Source organism: Phytohabitans sp. LZ39 (assembly GCF_059359075.1).
In genome coordinates this window covers 161,090-179,726 of the sequence record NZ_JCADBM010000001.1, presented here as the reverse complement: position 1 = coordinate 179,726, position 18,637 = coordinate 161,090, and the positions used below count along the sequence as shown (strand labels likewise).

At 70.7% G+C, this 18,637-nt stretch carries 20 protein-coding genes; 12 read left to right on the top strand and 8 right to left on the bottom strand.

The window, feature by feature from the left end; translation table 11 throughout:
* Nucleotides 1–106: 106 nt before the first annotated feature.
* Together AC5L36_RS00820 and AC5L36_RS00815 are read right to left on the bottom strand one after the other, a co-directional pair.
* Complete coding sequence (locus AC5L36_RS00820; protein WP_441216123.1) at nucleotides 107–1,315, bottom strand: cation:proton antiporter; 1,209 nt, start codon at nucleotides 1,313–1,315, stop codon at nucleotides 107–109.
* 4 nt (nucleotides 1,316–1,319) lie between these two features.
* Nucleotides 1,320–1,820 carry a cation:proton antiporter regulatory subunit gene (locus tag AC5L36_RS00815; protein WP_441216124.1) on the bottom strand — a complete coding sequence of 167 codons (501 nt, stop codon included), beginning with the start codon at nucleotides 1,818–1,820 and terminating at the stop codon, nucleotides 1,320–1,322.
* A gap of 23 nt (nucleotides 1,821–1,843) precedes the next feature.
* On the opposite strand from AC5L36_RS00815, the gene AC5L36_RS00810 reads away from it, so the two are divergent.
* The 8 genes from AC5L36_RS00810 to AC5L36_RS00775 all read left to right on the top strand — a co-directional run bounded on the left by AC5L36_RS00810 (nucleotide 1,844) and on the right by AC5L36_RS00775 (nucleotide 8,838).
* Nucleotides 1,844–2,413: a DUF1707 SHOCT-like domain-containing protein gene (locus tag AC5L36_RS00810; RefSeq protein WP_441216125.1), complete on the top strand. Its 570-nt coding sequence runs from the start codon at nucleotides 1,844–1,846 to the stop codon at nucleotides 2,411–2,413.
* Nucleotides 2,414–2,481: 68 nt separating this feature from the next.
* Nucleotides 2,482–5,085 carry an ATP-dependent chaperone ClpB gene (gene clpB / locus AC5L36_RS00805; RefSeq protein ID WP_441216126.1) on the top strand — a complete coding sequence of 868 codons (2,604 nt, stop codon included), beginning with the start codon at nucleotides 2,482–2,484 and terminating at the stop codon, nucleotides 5,083–5,085.
* A 29-nt stretch (nucleotides 5,086–5,114) separates the two neighbouring features.
* Nucleotides 5,115–5,474 (top strand): hypothetical protein, encoded by a 360-nt coding sequence (locus tag AC5L36_RS00800; protein ID WP_441216127.1) that lies wholly within the window; start codon nucleotides 5,115–5,117, stop codon nucleotides 5,472–5,474.
* A gap of 82 nt (nucleotides 5,475–5,556) precedes the next feature.
* A complete protein-coding gene (locus tag AC5L36_RS00795; protein WP_441216128.1) occupies nucleotides 5,557–6,330 on the top strand; it encodes a hypothetical protein in 774 nt (257 codons plus the stop codon).
* Between the two features lie 30 nt (nucleotides 6,331–6,360).
* Complete coding sequence (locus AC5L36_RS00790) at nucleotides 6,361–7,038, top strand: hypothetical protein (protein ID WP_441216129.1); 678 nt, start codon at nucleotides 6,361–6,363, stop codon at nucleotides 7,036–7,038.
* Nucleotides 7,014–7,802 carry an SDR family NAD(P)-dependent oxidoreductase gene (locus AC5L36_RS00785; RefSeq protein WP_441216130.1) on the top strand — a complete coding sequence of 263 codons (789 nt, stop codon included), beginning with the start codon at nucleotides 7,014–7,016 and terminating at the stop codon, nucleotides 7,800–7,802. Before AC5L36_RS00790 ends, AC5L36_RS00785 begins: the two co-directional genes overlap by 25 nt.
* A 60-nt stretch (nucleotides 7,803–7,862) precedes the next feature.
* Entirely contained in the window at nucleotides 7,863–8,396 is a 534-nt protein-coding gene (pyrE, locus tag AC5L36_RS00780) for an orotate phosphoribosyltransferase (protein ID WP_441216131.1), read from the top strand.
* A gap of 64 nt (nucleotides 8,397–8,460) precedes the next feature.
* The gene (locus tag AC5L36_RS00775) at nucleotides 8,461–8,838 is read left to right on the top strand and encodes an ArsR/SmtB family transcription factor (protein WP_173040617.1); all 378 of its coding nucleotides are present in this window, start codon (nucleotides 8,461–8,463) and stop codon (nucleotides 8,836–8,838) included.
* A 132-nt stretch (nucleotides 8,839–8,970) separates the two neighbouring features.
* Here AC5L36_RS00775 and AC5L36_RS00770 read toward each other — a convergent pair whose 3' ends face one another.
* Both AC5L36_RS00770 and AC5L36_RS00765 read right to left on the bottom strand, forming a co-directional pair.
* Complete coding sequence (locus AC5L36_RS00770) at nucleotides 8,971–9,732, bottom strand: DedA family protein (protein ID WP_441216132.1); 762 nt, start codon at nucleotides 9,730–9,732, stop codon at nucleotides 8,971–8,973.
* Nucleotides 9,733–9,784: 52 nt separating this feature from the next.
* Nucleotides 9,785–9,994, bottom strand: coding sequence for a hypothetical protein (locus AC5L36_RS00765; RefSeq protein ID WP_441216133.1), 210 nt, complete (start codon nucleotides 9,992–9,994; stop codon nucleotides 9,785–9,787).
* A 106-nt stretch (nucleotides 9,995–10,100) separates the two neighbouring features.
* Here AC5L36_RS00765 and AC5L36_RS00760 point away from each other — a divergent pair, with 106 nt between their 5' ends.
* From AC5L36_RS00760 to AC5L36_RS00750, 3 genes are all read left to right on the top strand, one after another.
* A complete protein-coding gene (locus AC5L36_RS00760) occupies nucleotides 10,101–10,487 on the top strand; it encodes a phage holin family protein (protein ID WP_441216134.1) in 387 nt (128 codons plus the stop codon).
* A gap of 105 nt (nucleotides 10,488–10,592) precedes the next feature.
* Complete coding sequence (fbaA, locus tag AC5L36_RS00755) at nucleotides 10,593–11,618, top strand: class II fructose-bisphosphate aldolase (RefSeq protein ID WP_441216135.1); 1,026 nt, start codon at nucleotides 10,593–10,595, stop codon at nucleotides 11,616–11,618.
* Between the two features lie 113 nt (nucleotides 11,619–11,731).
* Complete coding sequence (locus AC5L36_RS00750; RefSeq protein ID WP_441216136.1) at nucleotides 11,732–12,250, top strand: hypothetical protein; 519 nt, start codon at nucleotides 11,732–11,734, stop codon at nucleotides 12,248–12,250.
* 328 nt (nucleotides 12,251–12,578) lie between these two features.
* Here the strand turns inward: AC5L36_RS00750 and AC5L36_RS00745 are convergent, their stop codons facing one another.
* On the bottom strand, nucleotides 12,579–13,775 hold the full coding sequence (locus AC5L36_RS00745; RefSeq protein ID WP_441216137.1) for an LOG family protein: 1,197 nt from the start codon (nucleotides 13,773–13,775) through the stop codon (nucleotides 12,579–12,581).
* A gap of 197 nt (nucleotides 13,776–13,972) precedes the next feature.
* Between AC5L36_RS00745 and AC5L36_RS00740 the strand changes: the two genes are divergently transcribed.
* Nucleotides 13,973–14,401 (top strand): DUF3151 domain-containing protein, encoded by a 429-nt coding sequence (locus AC5L36_RS00740; RefSeq protein ID WP_441216138.1) that lies wholly within the window; start codon nucleotides 13,973–13,975, stop codon nucleotides 14,399–14,401.
* On the opposite strand, the gene AC5L36_RS00735 is transcribed toward AC5L36_RS00740, so the two are convergent.
* The 3 genes from AC5L36_RS00735 to AC5L36_RS00725 form a co-directional block, all read right to left on the bottom strand.
* Nucleotides 14,398–15,600, bottom strand: a complete 1,203-nt coding sequence (locus tag AC5L36_RS00735) for an RNA polymerase sigma factor (RefSeq protein WP_441216139.1) — start codon at nucleotides 15,598–15,600, stop codon at nucleotides 14,398–14,400. The genes AC5L36_RS00740 and AC5L36_RS00735 overlap by 4 nt on opposite strands.
* Nucleotides 15,597–15,968, bottom strand: coding sequence for a YciI family protein (locus AC5L36_RS00730; protein WP_441216140.1), 372 nt, complete (start codon nucleotides 15,966–15,968; stop codon nucleotides 15,597–15,599). The genes AC5L36_RS00735 and AC5L36_RS00730 overlap by 4 nt, the downstream gene beginning before the upstream one ends.
* A 401-nt stretch (nucleotides 15,969–16,369) precedes the next feature.
* Nucleotides 16,370–18,619: a MinD/ParA family ATP-binding protein gene (locus tag AC5L36_RS00725; protein ID WP_494907199.1), complete on the bottom strand. Its 2,250-nt coding sequence runs from the start codon at nucleotides 18,617–18,619 to the stop codon at nucleotides 16,370–16,372.
* Nucleotides 18,620–18,637 lie beyond the last annotated feature (18 nt).

The following is an 18,637-nucleotide window of genomic DNA, read 5'->3' as shown; positions in this document are numbered from 1 at the left end:
GGGCCCCGGCCCCCAGGATTCTGCGGCGAAACGGTAACGCGTCGCGAGCTATTTACGGAAGGGGCGGTTAGCGCCATTCGCCAACCCGTTACGTAAGCGGCCCTTGTCAGTCCGTCGTCGGTAACGGCTCGGCACGCGGTATGGGGCTCCGGCTGCGCCGGATAATCCGCTTGAACCAGGCGAAGTCCGGCAGCCGGGCGAGCATCGGCCCGCTCACCACTGTGATCAAGACGTAGGCCGTGGCCAGGGGCGCGAGCTTGGGCTCGATGCCCGGCGTGGCGACCGCGAGGCCCGCGATGACGATCGAGAACTCGCCGCGTGGCATCAGACCCAGCCCGGCCCGGACGCGACCCGGCAGGGCGATGCCCACGCGCTTCGCGGCCACGTATCCGGTGATGATCTTCGTGCCCATGGTGACGACGGCGAGGCCGAGCGCGGGCAGCAACACCGGCGGCATGTCTCCCGGCGAGGTGGCCAGTCCGAAGAAGACGAAGAACACGGCGGCGAAGAGGTCACGTAGCGGCGAGAGCAGCTCGGTGGCGTGGTGGGCGACCGGGCCGGAGAGCGCGATGCCGACGAGGAAGGCGCCGACGGCCGCGGACACCTGAAGCTCCGCCGCCAGGCCGGCGACGAGAAGGGTGAGGCCGAGTACCCCCAGCAGGAGGGCCTCCGGATCGCGGGCGGAGATGAACGCGGAGATCGCGTGGCCGAACCGGAGCGCCACCAGCAGCACGACGATGACCGTGCCGACCGCGATCGACAGGGCCTTGGCCCCGCCGATGAAGCCGGTGCCGGCCAGCACGGCCGTGAGCAGGGGCAGGTAGAGCGCCATCGCCAGGTCTTCGATCACCAGGATCGAGAGCATGACCGGGGTCTCCCGGTTACCCAGCCGGCCCAGGTCGGCGAGCACCTTGGCGATCACGCCGGACGAGGAGACCCAGGTGATGCCGGCCAGCACCAGCGCGGCCACCCACCCCCAGCCCAGCAGCAGGCCGAACGCCAGGCCGGGCAGCGCGTTGAGTAGCCCGTCCAGCATGCCGGCGCGGGCGTTGGTACGCAGGTTGCCGATCAGCTCGCGCGCGGTGTACTCCAGGCCGAGCATCACCAGCAGCAGGATCACGCCGATCTCGGCGCCGACCGCGATGAACTCCTCGCTGGCCGAGAGCGGCAGCACGCCGCCGTGGCCGAAGGCGAGGCCGGCGAGCAGGTAGAGCGGGATGGGCGAGAGCCCGATCCGCCGGCTGAGCCGGCCGAGGAGGCCGAGAACGAAGAGGATGGCGCCGAGCTCGATGAGCAGAACCGTGGTGTCGTGCATCCGCTCAGCTGTCCGGATCGCCGTCGGCGAGGATCCGGCCGACGCCGTCGAGACCCTCGCGGGTGCCGACCACCACGACCACGTCGCCCGCCTGGAAGACGAACTCCGGCCCGGGGGAGGCGATCACCTGGCCGTCGCGCAGCACAGCCACGATCGAGGCGCTGGTGCGGGTGCGGGCCTTGGTCTCGCCCAGGAGCCGGCCGACGAAGCGCGAGCCGGCCGGGATCGAGATCTGCTCGGTGAGCAGTCCGGCGGCCTGCTGGCGCAGCCCGGCGAGCTGGCCGAGCATGAGCGACGCGCCGAGCACGTCGGCCAGCGCCTCCGCCTCGTCGTCGTTGAGCGGGATCGAGGCGAGGCACGAGTCGGGGTCGTCTTCGTCGTACAGGACGAGGTCGCGCCGCCCCGAGCGGTGGGTCACGACGCCCACGCGCCGGCCGGACTCGGTCACCAGGTCGTGTCGCACGCCGATGCCCGGCAGCGCGGTCTGCTCCACCCGTACTCGCACCCCGAACACGGTACCTTTCTGCTGTGAGCGAGCTATCCCCTCAGCGTCGCGAGCTACGCATGTCCGATGCCGACCGGGAGCGGGTCGTGCAGCATCTCAACGCCGCCGTCGGGGAGGGCCGGATCACGCTGGCCGAGTTCGAGGAGCGGGTGGCCGGGGTGCTGGCCGCACGCACATTCGGCGAGGTCGAGCCGTATGTGGCCGACCTGCCCCAGGTGGTGCCGCCGGTCCGCGAGGTCATCGAGCTGAAGTCGATGGCGTCCGACCTCAAGCGCACCGGCAGGTGGACCGTGCCGCGGCGGATCATCGTGCGCAACTCGGCGGGCAGCGTAAAGCTCGACTTCACCGAGGCACTGATCACGCATCCGATCGTGGAGATCCACCTCGAGGTGCTGGCCGGCACGACGGTGCTCGTGATGCCGCCGGGCGCCTCGGTCGACGCGTCCGACGTGCACACGATGGCCGGCAGCCTCAAGGTCCGCCACCAGATCGGCGAGCAGGGCGGCGGCGCGCACTTCGTGGTCACCGGCCGGCAGCGGATGGGTGACCTGGTGGTTCGCCACCAGTACCAGTTCTGGCGCTGGCGTTGGTGAGCTGACGAGCCATCGGTGCGATGGCGCGCTAAAGTTGAGCGGTCCACGCTCAACTCTGGGGAGTCAGCTTGAACGCCGAACGTTTGACCACCAAGAGCCGCGAGGTGATCACCGGCGCGGTCGCCATCGCCAACCAGCGCGGGCACGCCACCGTCGAGCCGTGGCACCTGCTGCTGTCGCTCCTCGACACCGGCGGGTCCACCGCGGGTGGCCTGCTGCGCGCGGTCGGCGCCAACCCGGCCGACATCCGCCGGGCCGCCGCGCGCGCCGTCGAGCAGCTGCCCAGCGCGCGCGGGTCGAGCGTCGCCGAGCCGAGCCTGTCCCGCGAGTTCGTCAACGCGATCGGCGCGGCCGAGCAGATCGCCCGCCCGCTCGGCGACGAGTACACCTCGACCGAGCACCTGCTCGCCGGCCTCGCCCGGGTGGGTGGCGCCGTGGCCGAGACGCTCAAGGCGGCCGGCGCGACCGAAGACAACCTTGTGGCCGCGTTTCCGAGCGTGCGGGGTGGCGACCGCCGGGTCACCACCGCCGACCCCGAGCAGACCTACCAGGCGCTGGAGAAGTACGGCGTCGACCTGACCACGCGCGCCCGCGACGGCAAGGTCGACCCGGTCATCGGGCGCGACTCGGAGATCCGCCGGGTGATCCAGGTGCTCTCCCGGCGTACCAAGAACAACCCCGTGCTGATCGGCGAGCCCGGCGTCGGCAAGACCGCCATCGTCGAGGGTCTGGCCCAGCGGATCGTGGCCGGCGACGTGCCCGAGTCGCTGCGCGACAAGCGGCTGATCTCGCTCGACCTCGGCGCGATGGTGGCCGGCGCGCAGTACCGAGGGCAGTTCGAGGAGCGCCTCAAGTCGGTGCTCGAAGAGATCAAGAATTCGAACGGCCAGGTCATCACGTTCATCGACGAGCTGCACACGGTCGTCGGCGCCGGCAAGGGCGAGGGCTCCATGGACGCCGGCAACATGCTCAAGCCGATGCTCGCGCGTGGAGAGCTCCGCATGGTCGGCGCCACCACGCTGGACGAGTACCGGGAGAACATCGAGAAGGACCCGGCGCTGGAGCGGCGCTTCCAGCCGGTGTTCGTGGGCGAGCCGACGATCGAAGACACGATCGGCATCCTGCGCGGCCTGAAGGAGCGCTACGAGGTGCACCACGGCGTGCGCATCACCGACGCCGCCCTGGTCGCGGCGGCCGCGCTCTCCGACCGGTACATCACGGACCGCTTCCTGCCGGACAAGGCGATCGACCTTGTCGACGAGTCCGCCTCCCGGCTGCGCATGGAGATCGACTCGCGGCCGGTGGAGGTCGACGAGATCGAGCGGGCCGTTCGCCGCCTGGAGATCGAGGAGATGGCGCTGGCCAAGGAACCGGACGAGGCCTCGGCCCACCGGCTCGAGCGGCTGCGGCGAGAGCTGGCCGACAAGCGCGAGCAGCTCACCGCCCTCTCCGAGCGGTGGCGCCTGGAGAAGGAGCACATCACCAAGATCTCCACCGCGAAGGAGGAGCTGGAGCGGCTCACCGGCGAGGCCGACCGGGCGGAGCGCGACAGCGAGCTGGAGCGGGCGGCCGAGCTCCGATACGGCCGGATCCCTCAGCTACAGGGCGAGCTGGCCCGCGCCGAGGCGGAGCTGGCCGTGCTCCAGGCCGACGGCGCGATGCTCAAGGAGGAGGTCGGCGCGGACGACATCGCCGCGGTGGTGGCCTCCTGGACCGGCATCCCGGCCGGCCGCCTGATGGAGGGCGAGACCGCCAAGCTGCTGCGCATGGAGGAGTCGTTGGGCTCCCGGGTGATCGGCCAGGCCGAGGCGGTCGCCGCGGTCTCCGACGCCGTGCGCCGGGCCCGCGCGGGCGTGGCCGACCCGGACCGCCCCACCGGCTCGTTCCTCTTCCTCGGTCCCACCGGCGTGGGCAAGACCGAGCTGGCCAAGGCGCTCGCCGGGTTCCTCTTCGACGACGAGCGGGCCATGGTCCGCATCGACATGAGTGAGTACGGGGAGAAGCACTCCGTGGCCCGGCTCGTGGGCGCCCCGCCCGGCTACGTCGGATACGAGGAGGGTGGCCAGCTGACCGAGTCGGTGCGCCGCCGGCCGTACTCGGTGGTGCTGCTCGACGAGGTGGAGAAGGCCCACCCGGACGTCTTCGACGTGCTGCTCCAGGTGCTCGACGACGGCCGGCTCACCGACGGCCAGGGGCGCACGGTCGACTTCCGCAACGCGATCCTCGTGCTCACCGCCAACCTTGGCTCGTCGGTGATCGCCGACCCGACCCTGTCGGAAGACGAGCGGCGCGAGGCGGTGCTGGCGGTGGTGCGCTCGCACTTCAAGCCCGAGTTCCTCAACCGGCTCGACGACATCGTGGTCTTCCACTCGCTGACCGGGCGGGAGCTGACGTCCATCGTGGACATCCAGCTCGAACGCCTGGGCAAGCGGCTGGCCGACCGGCGACTGACCGTCGACGTCTCGGACGCCGCGCGGACGTGGCTGGCCGAGCACGGGTACGACCCGATCTACGGCGCTCGCCCGCTGCGCCGGCTGGTGCAGTCGGCGATCGGCGACCGGCTCGCCAAGGCGCTGCTGGCCGGTGAGATCCGCGATGGCGACACGGTGCGGGTCGACCTGGCCGACTCCAAGGAAGGGCTGTCGGTATCGGCTGCGCGAAGTTCGGCATAAGCGCAGGTCACGGTGGGTAAGAATCGGGTATGACCGCTTCTATCGCCGCAGCGGTGCGGGAGCTGGCGAGCGCGGAGGTCGTCGCGTTCGCCGGCGTGGGGCTGGCCGCGCGCATCCTGCCGGTCACCGAGGCCTACCGCACGGTCGAGGCCACGTTGCCCGAGGGCGCCGACGATGCCCGCCCGCACATCGCCTGGCTGCTGGCAAACGGCTCGCCGGCCGGCAAGGCGTACGCGGCGACGCTGCTGGCGACCTTCGATCCCGAGGCGGCCCGTGCCGCGTGGGGCTCACTCAGCCACGAGGCCGCGGAGTTTACGACCTTCCATGGCTGCATCATGGATCGCACGACGCTGGGGCAGTACGCCACCGGCCAGTTGACCGTCGCATGAGGACGCCCGGCGGGGCGCCGTTTGCGGCGGTGAACTGGCAGGGTATGCATACGTACTGACCGTGATCTAGGGAAGGAGCGTCGTGGCGGATCCCACGAGCCCGGCCGCGCCCGCGCGTCCGGGGAGCGTCACCATCTCCAGCTACATGCTCTACCTGTACGCCGCGCTCGGGCTGATCGGGGTGATCATCGGCCTGTCGGTGATCGGCACGACGTCCGACGTGTACCGCGAAGCGTACGAAGGCACGTCGGCCGAGGGCGCTGAGGCGTTCGTGACCGTCGTTTCGGTCATCGTGGCGGTCGTCGGTGTGCTCTTCGCCATCGCGTTCGTGGTGCTGGCGACCTTCAATAACCGGGGCAAGAACGCGTCCCGGATCGTCACCTGGGTGCTGGGTGGCATTTCGCTCTGCTGCTCCGGCGTCTCGCTCGCCGGCACGGCGTTTAGCAACTCGATGAACATCGACTCCGGCGACAACGACGTGCCGGACGCGGCGGAGATCCAGCGGCGGCTCGACGACGCGCTGCCGAGCTGGTACACGCCGACCTCCATCACCATCGCGGTGATCAGCCTGCTCGCGCTGCTTGTGGCGCTGATCCTGCTGGCGCTCCCGGCGTCGAACGAGTTCTTCCGCAAGCCGGCGCCGGCCTGGGAGCCTCCGGTCCCGGGTGCGGCATACCCCGCCTATCCGCCGGCCACGGCGGCGCCCGCTCCCGGCGCACCGCCGGCACCTGGTGCGCCGCCGGCACCTGGCACTCCGCCCGCCCCGTCGGAGGGTGCACCACCGGCCGCGCCGCCCGCGGCGGAGCCGCCGGCGCAGGACAAGAAGGACGACCCGAATTCACCCCCCAGTCAGTGATCAAGCTGCCGGTCCTGTAGTTCTAACTGCATGACCGACGCCTCGATCATCGAGCCGACCCGGCCACGGCCGGCGACCGTCACCGCCGCGGCGGCAATCATGATCTTCATGGGAGCCGCCGGCCTGGTGAACGCGGTCGTCGGCCTGGCCGCTATCGGGGGTGTGGTCGACCGCTTCCGCGAAGCGGCGCAGGCCACCGGCGCGAGCGACTCCGACATCGACGGCCTCGCCGGGCTGGCCTGGGGCACGGTGATAGCCGGCGCGGTCCTCGCGGTCCTCTTCGGTGGCCTGCTGATCGCGCTCGGCGTAGGCAACCTCCGGGGCCGCAACGGCGCCCGCATCGCCACGTGGATCGTGAGCGGGCTCGGCCTCTTCTGCGGCTGCTGCGGCCTCCTCGCGGTCGTCAGCCAGAGCGCACTCACGTGGAACGTCTCCACGGACAGCCGCACCGAAGACCTCACGCAGGCGCTTACCGACGCGTATCCGGGTTGGTGGATCGGCCTCAACGGCGTGGTTTCCGCCGGCCAGGCGTTGGGTTACCTTGTAGTAGCTCTGCTGCTGGCGCTGCCCGCCTCGCACCCGTACTTCCGCCGCCAGGTGGAGCCGGTGGCGCCCACACCCCCGACCACGGCACCGCCCCTCCCCGTCACCCCGCCCCCGCTCCCCGAGGTGAGGAACTCCGATTGGCAGCCTCCCGAACGGCCCTGATCACGGGTGCCAGCAGCGGGTTCGGGGCGGCGTTCGCCCGCCGGCTCGCGACCGAGGGCTACGACCTGGTGCTAGTGGCCCGCGACGAGCAGCGGCTGGCCAGCCTGGCCGGCGAGCTGTCGAGCCGGCACGACGTCACGGTCACCCCACTCCCGGCCGATCTGTCCACTGACGACGGCTGCGCTGTGGTGGAGAAGCGGCTCGCCGAGGGCGTCGAGATGCTGGTCAACAACGCCGGGCTCAGCCTCAACAAGTCGTTCGTGAAGTCAACGGTGGAGGCCGAGACGCGGCTGCTGCGGGTCAACGTGCACGCGGTCATGCGCCTCGCCCTCGCTGCTCTTCCGAGCATGATCGAGCGGGGCCGGGGTGACGTGATAAATGTCTCCTCGGTCGCCGGCTTCGCCGCCGTGATGCCCGGCTCCACCTACTCGGCGAGCAAGGCGTGGGTCACCAACTTCAGTGAATCCGTCGCCCATTCGGTGCGCCGGCACGGCGTTCGTGTGATGGCACTTTGCCCTGGTTACACGCACACCGAGTTTCACGAGCGGGCCGGCATCGACATGTCCAAGACTCCAGAGTGGATGTGGCTCCAGGTCGACCGCGTCGTGGCGGACGGCCTGCGTGACCTGCGCCGCGGCAAGGTCGTCAGCGTGCCCGACTGGAAATACAAGGTGACGGTCTTCGGGATGCGCCATCTGCCGCGCGGTTTGCTTCAGACTGTCGCGCGCGACACGCGGGGACGCACCGGTCGCGACGAACAGTAATCGGTGATGTGACCGGGTCGACGGTACGAACCGGGCATACGGCAAGTACCCTTGTGCGCCATGGGGGACCATGACGACCTGCGTAAATCCATCACTGCACTGGCCATCGTCCGGGGCCGTGTCGTGCTGTCCTCAGGTCGCGAGGCCGACTGGTATGTCGATCTACGCCGAGTGACCTTGCACCACGAGGCCGCCCCGCTCGTGGGTCGGGTGATGCTCGACCTCACCGCCGACTGGGATTTCGACGCCGTCGGCGGGCTGACGCTGGGTGCGGATCCGGTGGCCGCCGCGATGCTGCACGCGGCCGCGGCGAGGGGTCGGCAGCTCGACGCGTTCGTGGTGCGCAAGGCGGAGAAGACGCACGGGTTGCAGCGCCGGATCGAAGGTCCCGATGTAGCTGGCCGCCGGGTGGTGGCGGTTGAGGACACCTCGACGACGGGCAGCAGCGTGCTGACCGCGGTCGAGGCGCTGAAACAGGCCGGAGCCGAGGTTGTGGGTGTAGCGGTTATCGTTGATCGAGGTGCGGGTGAGGCGGTTCGGGACGTGGGACTCCCGTATCGCGCTGCCTACACGTTGGGCGACCTCGGCCTTTAGGCCTAACAAGTTTGTCGATTCGGACCTGCTGATATGCAGGCGGATCGATGGTGTAGGTGGAAGGATGGAGTACGTGGGAACTGCGTTGGCTGAAACGACCATGCCCCAGATCTCGCCGCTTGGCGGCGAGCCGATCGAGCGCGCTGATGCCGAGCGTCTCGCTGGGGTCCTCAAAGCACTCGCCGATCCGGCCCGGTTGCGGCTCTTGAGCCTCATCCAGTCCGCACCGGAGGGTGAGGCGTGTGTATGCGACCTCACCGCACCGCTCGGCCTCTCGCAGCCGACGGTAAGCCACCACCTGCGAATCCTCACCGAAGCCGGCTTGCTGGAGCGGGAGAAGCGCGGTGTGTGGGCTTACTACAGGCTGGTGCCGACCGCGATCGCTACGATCGCGGACCTGTTGACTCCGCCGCGTAAGCGCGCCACCAAGAAGGCTCGCTGAGTTAGCGCGGAATCGCCCGGCGTCACTGGAGCGCGTCACCATTCTCGGTGACACCGGGCGATTTCCTCATGCCTCATGAAGGCTCCCTGGCAAGATTTCGCCCATCACGGGCGGTAGTCGCCAGAGTTTTGATCAAACCTGAGAGTGCCGGCCCTGAGCGGCAGGCGTCGCAGGGTCTTCGGCGGCGATGGCCGCTGCGCGACGGCGGGCCCGCCGGTCGCGGATGATCTCGATAAAGATCGGCAACACCGAGATCAACACGATGAGGGCCACCACCGGCAGGATGTAGCGGTCGATGTGGTCGCCGACCGCGTCATAGATGCTGTCCGCCAGGAAGTAACCGCCGAGGATGATCCCGTCGGTCCAGATGATGCCGCCCACGACGTTCCACAAGAAGAAGGTCTTGGCCGGCATGCCGAGCACGCCCGCCACCGGGTTGAGAAACGTACGGACGATCGGGATGAAGCGGGCCAGCACCACGGCCTTGGCCGGGCCGAACTTCTCGAAGTAGTACTCGGCCTTCTCCACGTACTCCCGCTTGAAGAGCCGCGAGTCCGGCCGCTCGAACATCCTGCGGCCGTAGCGCGCGCCGAGGAAGTGGCCCAACTGCGCCCCCGTGATCGCGCAGATCGGCGCGCCGATCAGCAGGCCCATCAGCGATATCCGGGTGCCGTCGCCGAACATCGCGTCGGCGACCGGCGAGGCGCCCACGCCGGCGAGGAAGAGCAGCGAGTCACCGGGGAGGAAGAAGCCGAGCAACAATCCGGTCTCGGCAAAAAGGATCACCCATACGCCCACCAGACCGAACGTCTGGAGTAGCTCCTTGGGGTCCAGCGGGTTGACGGCGAGCTGCTCGGTGAGCGCGCGGGTCTTCTCGGCTGTGTCCACGGGCACATAGGCTACCGGGGCCCGGCCAGGTAAAGCTGTGTGGTCGCTGAAGGCCGACTTACCGGTACTCGTCGTCCAGGTCGACGACCCGGGCCTGCTCGAGCGCGTCCCACTCGTCCACCTCGAGACCGCGGTGCACCTCGGGCTCGCGGTCGGCCGGGTCGAGGGCCGTCGCCTGCTCCACCGCGTCTTCCTGCGGCGCTTCCGGGTCACGCTCCTCCGGCGCGAGGTGATCTCCCAGCGCGAAGTCCTCGTCGGGGTTGGCCATGGGTGGCCTCCTTCCGCTCTTCCCGGGGGTACCCGGGGCAGGGTGCCCAGGGATCAAGGCGAGGAAACCGGCCCCCGCCCGGGTGCTGCGGTGTCAGGATGGGACGGTGGGTTTTCTGGTCCGATGGGCGATTAACGCCGTAGCGTTGTGGATCACGACGCTGGTGGTGCCCGACATCGACGTGACCGGTAGTTCCAGCGGTCGTAACGCGCTGACGCTGATCATCGTCGCGCTGATATTTGGCCTGGTGAACGCCGTACTCAAGCCGATTATCCATGTCGTCGGGTGCCTGTTCTACATCCTTACGTTGGGATTGTTCGCACTCGTCGTCAACGCCCTGCTCTTCCTGCTCACCGACTGGATCGCCGATCAGGCCGACCTGCCGTTCCACATCGACGGCTTCTGGCCCGCCTTCTGGGGCGCGATCGTGATGGCCGTGGTGAGCTGGCTGATCAGCCTCGTGATCCCTGACCGGTGGGAAGGCAAGGCGTAACGCTCCCTGGGGCGGTGGCCTGGCCCTCGCTGACCTGCGCGATACTTCCCGCGGAGGACAGCGCGGTCCGGCGCACTCAAGCCCGCATACATAGGAGCGTTCGACATGCCTATCGCTTCCCCTGAGGTCTACGCCGAGATGCTCGACCGCGCCAAGGCTGGCGCGTTCGCGTACCCCGCGATCAACGTGACGTCGTCGCAGACGCTCAACGCGGCGCTGCGCGGGTTCGCGGAGGCGGAGAGCGACGGCATCGTGCAGGTCTCCACCGGTGGCGCCGAGTACCTGTCCGGCCCCACTGTGAAGGACATGGTCACCGGCTCGGTCGCGTTCGCGGCGTACGCCGCCGAGGTGGCGAAGAACTACCCGGTCAACATCGCCCTGCACACCGACCACTGCCCGAAGAACAAGCTCGACGGCTTCGTCCGGCCGCTGCTCGCGATCTCGAAGGACCGGGTCGCGCGCGGCGAGGCTCCGCTGTTCCAGTCGCACATGTGGGACGGCTCGGCCGTGCCACTCGACGAAAACCTCCAGATCGCCGAGGAGTTGCTGGCCGAGGCGGCCGCCGCGCACGTGGTGCTGGAGATCGAGGTCGGCGTGGTCGGCGGGGAAGAGGACGGCATCGTCGGCGCGATCGACGAAAAGCTGTACACGACCGTCGAAGACGGCATGGCCACGGTCGCCGCCCTCGGCCTGGGGGAGAAGGGCCGCTACATCGCCGCCCTCACCTTCGGCAACGTGCACGGCGTCTACAAGCCCGGCAACGTCAAGCTGCGCCCGGAGATCCTCAAGGAGATCCAGGACGCGATCGGCGCCAAGTACGGCAAGGAGAAGCCGCTCGACCTGGTCTTCCACGGCGGCTCGGGCTCGCTGCTGTCGGAGATCCGCTCCGCGCTGGACTACGGCGTGGTGAAGATGAACATCGACACCGACACCCAGTACGCGTTCACCCGCCCGGTGGCCGCGCACATGTTCAGCAAGTACGACGGTGTGCTCAAGATCGACGGCGAGGTCGGCGACAAGAAGTCGTACGACCCGCGCGCCTGGGGCAAGGCGGCCGAAGAGGGCATGGGCAAGCGCGTGGTCGAGGCCTGCGAGCACCTGCGCTCGACCGGCACCACGCTCTCCAAGTAAACGAACCACGGCATCCGCGGCCGGTCCCTCGTTGAGGGCCGGCCGCGCGCCGTTCCGTGGTCATGGGCGGCTTTTCGGTATGATCGCCCGATAATGCCCCCGGGAGGTCGGTCGTGCTCGGCATCGAAGGGTACGAGCCGCAGTGGTGTCACAGCGGAAAGACGCTGGCAGCCGTCCACCGTCCCCGCTTCTCCCGGATCGTCGGCCGGACGCTGGAGGGCGCCTGGCTGATGTGGGACCTGGAGCGCCACCGGTGGTTCGCCGACGGTCCGGTGATCCTCGGCTTCGGCGACGTCAACGTCGAGGTCACCCACCGCAAGTTCGACGAGTGCGGCATCACCTGGGGCCAGGTGGACATGTCGATGCCGCTCGACTGGCCCGGCCTCACGCTCGACTGGCGACCCGACGCCCACCCCGCACTGCTCAGCGCGCGCGGCCGCCGTCTGCGTGAGATCAACGTGATCGAGCGGATCATGCCGTCACACTGGCGGCCGCGGGTGCTGCACGCGGTCGAGTTCCTCTTCGAGGGCTCCCGGCTCGCGATCTACAACGCGCTCGACGAAAACGGCATCACCGACGCCACCGACGTCGACCTGCCAGTCGGCTTCTGGTGCCGAGTGCCCATCGCGTAGGCCTCTTTCACATACAGATTCGAGCTACCGCGACGTCCGTCGTGGTCCATGCCGTTGCTCCCGCGGCCTCACCCGTCCGCTGTTGGCCCCCGCTCACCTCCCGCCCCTGCCCTCAAGAGGGCAGCCGTGTCACCGTCTGGGCGGGTATACGGGACCCCCGCTGGGAATTCACGCCCAAGAGGGCTGCCCTCTTGGGGCAGGTGGGGTCTTGGCCCGCGGACCCGGCAGCGGGGGCCGGGGGTTTCGGCGAGCCCTGGCGAGCCGCCGGCCGCCGCGGTCTCCGGCGGGAGCGGCGGTCCGCAGCTGACGCGGGCCGGGAAATCTGCTCCTATGCCTCGGCGGTGAGCACCCGGACCGCTTCGTGGACGTCGTCGGTGACGTGGATCGTGGTGGAGAGGTCGCCGGCCGGCGAGAGGGCCAGTAGCGGGCGGAGCAGCGACTCGATCGGCAGCGTCTCCGTCCAGAACGCACGGTCGAGGAAGACGTACGCCCCGCTCGCGCCGTCGGTGCCGTAGAACGTCTTGGTCGCCGCCTGGAAGACCTCCTGCACGGTGCCGGCCCGGCCGGCGGCGAAGACGATGCCGCCGCGTGCGAGGCGCAGGATCGTGTCTTCGCGGATGGCGTTGGAGAAGTACTTGGCGATCCGGCCGGCGAAGAGGTTGGCCGGCTCGTGCCCGTACAGCCAGGTGGGGATGGCGAGGCCACCGCGCTGGGCCCAGTCGACGCCGTCGCCCGGCGTGAAACGGGACCGCACCTCGAGCGCCACCCTCGTGTACGGCTCGTGGTCCAGGAAGTCGGGCGCGACGCTCAGCAGGTCGATGGCGGTGGTCAGCTCCTCGGCGTCGCGCGTGGCGAGGTAGGCGCCGAGGTTGGCGGCCTCCATCACGCCGGGGCCGCCGCCGGTGACCACCAGCCGGCCGGCGCGGGCCAGCTCCCAGCCGAGGGCGGCCGCCAGCCGGTACGCCGACGAGCCGCGCGGCACGGCGTGGCCGCCCATCACGCCGATCACCGAACCGGGGCCGTGGCTGCCCAGCCAGGTGAGCGTCAGGTCGGCGAGCGCGTTGTCGATGCCATGGTCGTGCAGCCGCTGGGCGAGCGCCTCGCGGACCGACGGCAGGGCGCCGCCCACCGTCAGGAAGTGCTCGTAGACCACCGTGTCGTACATGCCGGCGAAGCCACCAGTCTCGAAGCCGGCGGCCAGCTCTTCCGGGGTGTAGAGGTGGGCCGGATGCGTCGGGAAGGGCAGGTCGCGGAAGGGCGGCACCACGTGCGCGCCGCGCCGCACCACGTCGCACTCGGCCTCGATCGTGGCGAAGTGGCAGCCGACGAAGAGCGTGCCCGTGACGTCGACGCGTGACAGATCGGGCACCGGCTCGGCGTCCAGGCGCAGCCCCTGGATCGTCAACCCGGCCAGGCTGCCGGCCTGAAGGTGCAGATCGAGCTCGGCGCGGGACTCCACTTCCTCCGGAGTGGTGTCGAACGGCTCAAGGACATCAAGGGACGGCACGTGCCAATCCTGCCCCATATGCACAAGAGGGCGCCTGGCGGAGCACAAGAGAGAGCCCGGCGGCCAAGACCACCGGGCTCCCGTTACCGGGTCCTGGGGAGGCTCCGGACCTTCATTTCTACGCCAGTGTGGGTTCTCGCACACCGGCCGCACGCGTGACGAATCCCTCAGCCTTTCAGGCACTGTATGAGCGAGGTTGCGGGTTGAATGTGCCCATGCAGAACCTGTTGCCCGAACCGCCCGCCACGCTGCTGCCCGCCGACGACAAGGCCGCGGCCGCATTGGCGCAGGCGGAGCGGGTCGACACCGACGAGGCGTATGCCGAGGTGGCGGGCCACTTCCCGGCATACAGCGCGGCGTGGGCGACGCTCGCCAGCCGCGCGCTCGCCGGCGGCAAGTTCGTGACGGCGTACGCGTACGCCCGGACCGGCTACCACCGCGGCCTCGACCAGCTGCGCCGCAGCGGCTGGAAGGGGCACGGCCCGGTGCCGTGGTCGCACGAGCCCAACCGGGGCTTCCTGCGCTCACTGCATGCCCTCTCCCGGGCCGCCGACGAGATCGGCGAGTCGGACGAGGCGGCGCGCTGCGCGCAGTTCCTGCGCGACTGCGACCCGGCCGCGGGCGACGCGCTCTCCGGGGTCTAGCCGGCCGCTCGCATCTCCAGGTAGCGCTGCTCGGGCACGCTCAGCGTGCGTTTGGCGGCCAGCCGATACTGCTCGCGTGCCGCCTCCGGCTCGCCGGCGAGGTCAAGCAGGTGCGCCCGGACCGCGTGCACCCGGTGGTGCCCGGCCAGCGCCGGGTCGGCCTCGGCACGGTCGAGCTGGTCGAGCGCGACCCGCGGGCCGTACACCATGGCGACGGCGACGACGCGGTTGAGCGTGACCATCGGTCCGGGCGCGACCCGGTCGAGCAGGTCGTAGAGGCCGAGGATCTGCGCCCAGTCGGTGTCTTCGGCGCGGGCGGCCTCGTCGTGCACGGCGGCGATGGCGGCTTGAAGCTGGTACTGCCCGACCCGGGTGGTGGTCAGCGCGGTGCTGACCAGCGCCACACCCTCCGCGATGGCCGCCCTGTCCCAGCGGCTCCGGTCCTGCTCGGCGAGGGGCACGAGGCTGCCGTCCGGGCGGGCGCGGGACGGCCGGCGGGCGTCGGTGAGCAGCATCAGCGCGAGCAGGCCGGCCACCTCGCCGTCGTCCGGCAGGCGGGCGTGGAGCTGGCGGGCGAGCCGGATCGCTTCGGCGGTCAGCTCCACCCGGTGGAGGGCCGGGCCAGAGGTGGCGGTGTACCCCTCGTTGAAGATCAGGTAGAGCACCCGCAGCACCGCCGCCACACGCGCCGGCCGCTCATCCGGCGGCGGCAGCCGAAACTCCGCCCCGGTCGACTTGATCCGCTGCTTGGCCCGGCTGATCCGCTGGCCGATCGTGGCCTCGGGCACCAGGAAGGCGCGGGCGATCTCGCCGGTCGTGAGGCCACCGACCGCGCGCAGCGTCAGCGCCACCTGCGACGCGGGCGTGAGCGCGGGGTGGCAGCACAGGAGCAGCAGCGTGAGCGTGTCGTCGACCTCCGGGAGCGGCTCCACCTCCGGCGGCTCGAGCAGCGCCACCGTCTCCTCGCGCCGCCGCCGGGCCGTCTCGTTGCGCCACAGCTCGGTGCGGCGGCGCGACGCGACCCTGATCAGCCAGCCGCGCGGGTTGGCCGGCACACCCTCGACCGGCCATTGGGTTGCGGCCGCGAGCAGCGCCTCCTGCACGGCGTCTTCGCACGCCTCGAAGCCGCCGTGGTGCCGCACGAGCGCGGTGAGCACCTGCGGTGCGTGCGCGCGGAGGAGGACCTCGACCTCGGTCACATGTCCGGACCGTTCATCGCCAGGACCGGCCGCACCTCGACGAGACCGAGGCTCGCCTCCGGCACCTGCGCCGCGATCTCCAGCGCGCGCTCGAAGCTCTCGCAGTCGACCAGGTAGAAGCCAGCAAGCTGCTCCTTCGCCTCGGGAAAGGGCCCGTCGGTGGCGAGCGACTGCCCCTCGGTCGCCGGCAGCCGCCGCCCCTGCGAGGGGTCGGCCAGCGCCTCGGAGATCACCATCTCGCCGGAGGCGATCAGGCTCTCGTCGAGGGCGGCGTACGCCCGCCAACCCTCCGCCCGCTCAGCGTCGGAGAAGCTCTCCCAGATCTCCCGCGACTTCGGGTTATGCCAGATCATGATCAAATACTTCATCGGGTACCTCCTGGTTTCCTTATCCCATACGTCGAGGCCACCGGACGCCTTTCGACATGAGCCCTTGTGGCTGACCCCGTCGCGGGAGCTGTCGAGCTGGGCGCACGGGGTCGGGGCCATCGCCTCCGCCATCGTGGACAAGAGCCGACCGGCGCGCGGCATGGCGGGGCTGCCGCGACCAGCAGCGGGTCGCTGCTCGTCGGGCGGTCTCCGCGGCAGTCGCAGCCCCTGCCACGACGACGCCCCGCTGTTCGCCCCTCACCGCCGATCCGGCAACAGACAATGTGGACAAAAATTCACGCCAGAAGGGGTAGCCGCAACCACCGCGAAGGGTGAGGCCGCGGGAGCAACGGTCTGGACCAGGGATTCAGGGGCCACGCGACCCCGACCCCGAAAGATCTCTAGAGGCCTTCGGACACCGCTGCGGCGATCTTGAGCCAGGCGTCGAGGGTGGCGTTGGAGAGCTGGCCGTAGCGCATCGGCTCGCCTGTGTCGATCAAGCGGTCGTAGGGCGCCAGCAGCACTGCCCGCGTGCGTGCCTCGAAGTGCCGCTGGATCGGTGGCAGGTCGATGTCTTTGGCGCGCGGCGGTATCGACACCACTGTGACCGCCTGCCGCACGAGCCGGGTGCGCCCGGACTCTTCGAGATGGTCGAGCATGCGGGCGGCCGTCTCGGCGGAGTCGTTGCGGGCCGACATGGTGACGACGAGCTGGTCGGTGGCGTCGATCGCGGCCTGCCAGTTTTGCGCCCGCACGTTGTTGCCGGTGTCCACGAAGATCAGCTTGTAGAAGCGGCTGACCACCTCGCGGATCTCGCCGAACGCGTGTGCCGTCAGCATCTCTCCGGCCGTCGCCGACTCGTCCGAGGCCAGCACGTCGAACATGCCCTCGCCCTGCGCCCGCACGTACTGCGACAGGTCACCCACCCGGCCCCGCGCGCCCTGGAAGCTGGAGAGGTCGCGGAGCATGTCGCGCACGGTGCGGCTGTGGAAGTCTTGCTGCGCCCGCATGCCGAGCGTGCCCTGGGTCTCGTTGTTGTCCCAGGCCAGCACGTAGCCGCCGCGCTTTTGCCCGAACGTCATCGCGAGCAGCAGCACCGCCACGGTCTTGCCGGCACCGCCCTTGGGGTTGACCACGGTCACCTGGCGCAGGCCGCCGAAGTTGCGCCGGACCTTCTCGACGTCCTGGCGGAACTCCTGCTCGTGCCGCCCCGGTGCCAGCTTGACCAGGCCCAGCGTGCTCTTGTTGACGGCCGCGCGCACGCCGGTGCGGGCCACCGGCTCGGGCGGACGGACCGCACGGCGCCGCGCGAACTCCTCCGCCGTCGGCACGCCCGGCTCCGTCGGGCGGACAGGCTGTTCCTGGTACGCCTGCGGTGGCACCCGGTAGACCCCCGGTGCTTCCGGCTGGGGCGGCATCGCGGTGACGCCGGGGTGCGCCTGGTGCGGCTGGGTGGGCAGCGTCGCCGGCTCACCCGGGCCGGCCCAGCCCTGTGCGGGGTGGCCTGGCTGAGCGGGCGCCACCTCAGGGGCGGCGGGTGGAGCGCTGGGCTGGCCCGGCGGGGTAGCCCAAGGCGAGCCGGGCGGGTGGTGGAGCGGCGCCGCACCGGCCCACGGGTCGGCCGGCGGCTGGAGCGGCTGGTTGTGCGTCGGCGCCTCACTCGGCTGCGGCGCCCAGCCAGGCGGCCCAGCAGGCGGCGGCGCGGGCTGACCCTGCGCAAGCGGGCCGTATGCGGGCGGCACCGAGGTGGGCTGGCCGTGTGCGGGCGGGCCGGACGCCGACTGGTTGTAGGCAGGCTGGTCGTGTGCGGGTGGCGCCGAGGTGGGCTGGCCGTGTGCGGGTGGGCCGGACGCCGGCTGGTCGTAGGCGGGCTGGGCGGCCCCAGGGTGGCCGTGTGCGGGTGGGCCGGACGCCGGCTGGTCGTAGGCGGGCTGGGCGGCCCCAGGGTGGCCGTGTGCGGGTGGGCCGGACGGCGGCTGGCCGGACGACGGTGGGCCGGACGTGGGCTGGCCGTATGCCGCTGCCGGGCCGAACAGATCCGGGGCGCCGAAGACAGCCGGTGGAGCGGATGTCGGAGGCGCGGAGGTGGGTGGCGGCACCGGCGCGGATGGGATCGGCGGGGCGTACTCAGCCGGTGGTGAAGACGTCACCGGCGGCGCCGACGTGGGTGGCAGCGACGGAAACGGGATGCCGCCCGAGTGGTGGCCCGAGGAGACCGGGATGCCGGCCGGCGGCGTGGTGGCGATCGGCGGGCCGTTGTGCACCGGAGTGGGTGGCTCGACCTCCGGTGCCGCGCCGGCCAGGTGCCAGACGCCCGGGGGGAGGTTGTCGCTGCCGTTGGCCCACCCCTGCGGCTCGCCGAAGCCGGGTGCGGGTGCGGGTGTCTCCTCCTGAGCCGGGGGCTGCCCATAGACAGCGGGCTCCGGGCCGCCGCCACCCAGCGCGGGCGGGTCGGTGAAAGGCTGCTCGCCGACGTGACCCACCGGCGGCGGTGGGAACGGCTCAGCTACCGGCTGCGGAGGCGGTGGCGGCGCCGCGGGAGCGGGCGCGAGGTCTTCCTCCGGCACGTAGTCGGCCGTGGGCCAGAGCGGCTTGACGCCGCGGTTTGGGCCGACCGGCACCTGCCGCGACTTCGGCCGTTCCTCGTCCACCGTGCAACCTCCTCTCCC

Bases quoted from the DNA above. Each gene is read 5' to 3' on its own strand.
- AC5L36_RS00820 (WP_441216123.1), bottom strand. From the start codon at position 1,315: ATGCACGACACCACGGTTCTGCTCATCGAGCTCGGCGCCATCCTCTTC.
- AC5L36_RS00800 (WP_441216127.1), top strand. From the start codon at position 5,115: ATGACCGCTTCTATCGCCGCAGCGGTGCGGGAGCTGGCGAGCGCGGAG.
- AC5L36_RS00790 (WP_441216129.1), top strand. From the start codon at position 6,361: ATGACCGACGCCTCGATCATCGAGCCGACCCGGCCACGGCCGGCGACC.
- pyrE (WP_441216131.1), top strand. From the start codon at position 7,863: ATGGGGGACCATGACGACCTGCGTAAATCCATCACTGCACTGGCCATC.
- AC5L36_RS00775 (WP_173040617.1), top strand. From the start codon at position 8,461: ATGGAGTACGTGGGAACTGCGTTGGCTGAAACGACCATGCCCCAGATC.
- AC5L36_RS00765 (WP_441216133.1), bottom strand. From the start codon at position 9,994: ATGGCCAACCCCGACGAGGACTTCGCGCTGGGAGATCACCTCGCGCCG.
- fbaA (WP_441216135.1), top strand. From the start codon at position 10,593: ATGCCTATCGCTTCCCCTGAGGTCTACGCCGAGATGCTCGACCGCGCC.
- AC5L36_RS00745 (WP_441216137.1), bottom strand. From the start codon at position 13,775: ATGGGGCAGGATTGGCACGTGCCGTCCCTTGATGTCCTTGAGCCGTTC.
- AC5L36_RS00740 (WP_441216138.1), top strand. From the start codon at position 13,973: ATGCAGAACCTGTTGCCCGAACCGCCCGCCACGCTGCTGCCCGCCGAC.
- AC5L36_RS00730 (WP_441216140.1), bottom strand. From the start codon at position 15,968: ATGAAGTATTTGATCATGATCTGGCATAACCCGAAGTCGCGGGAGATC.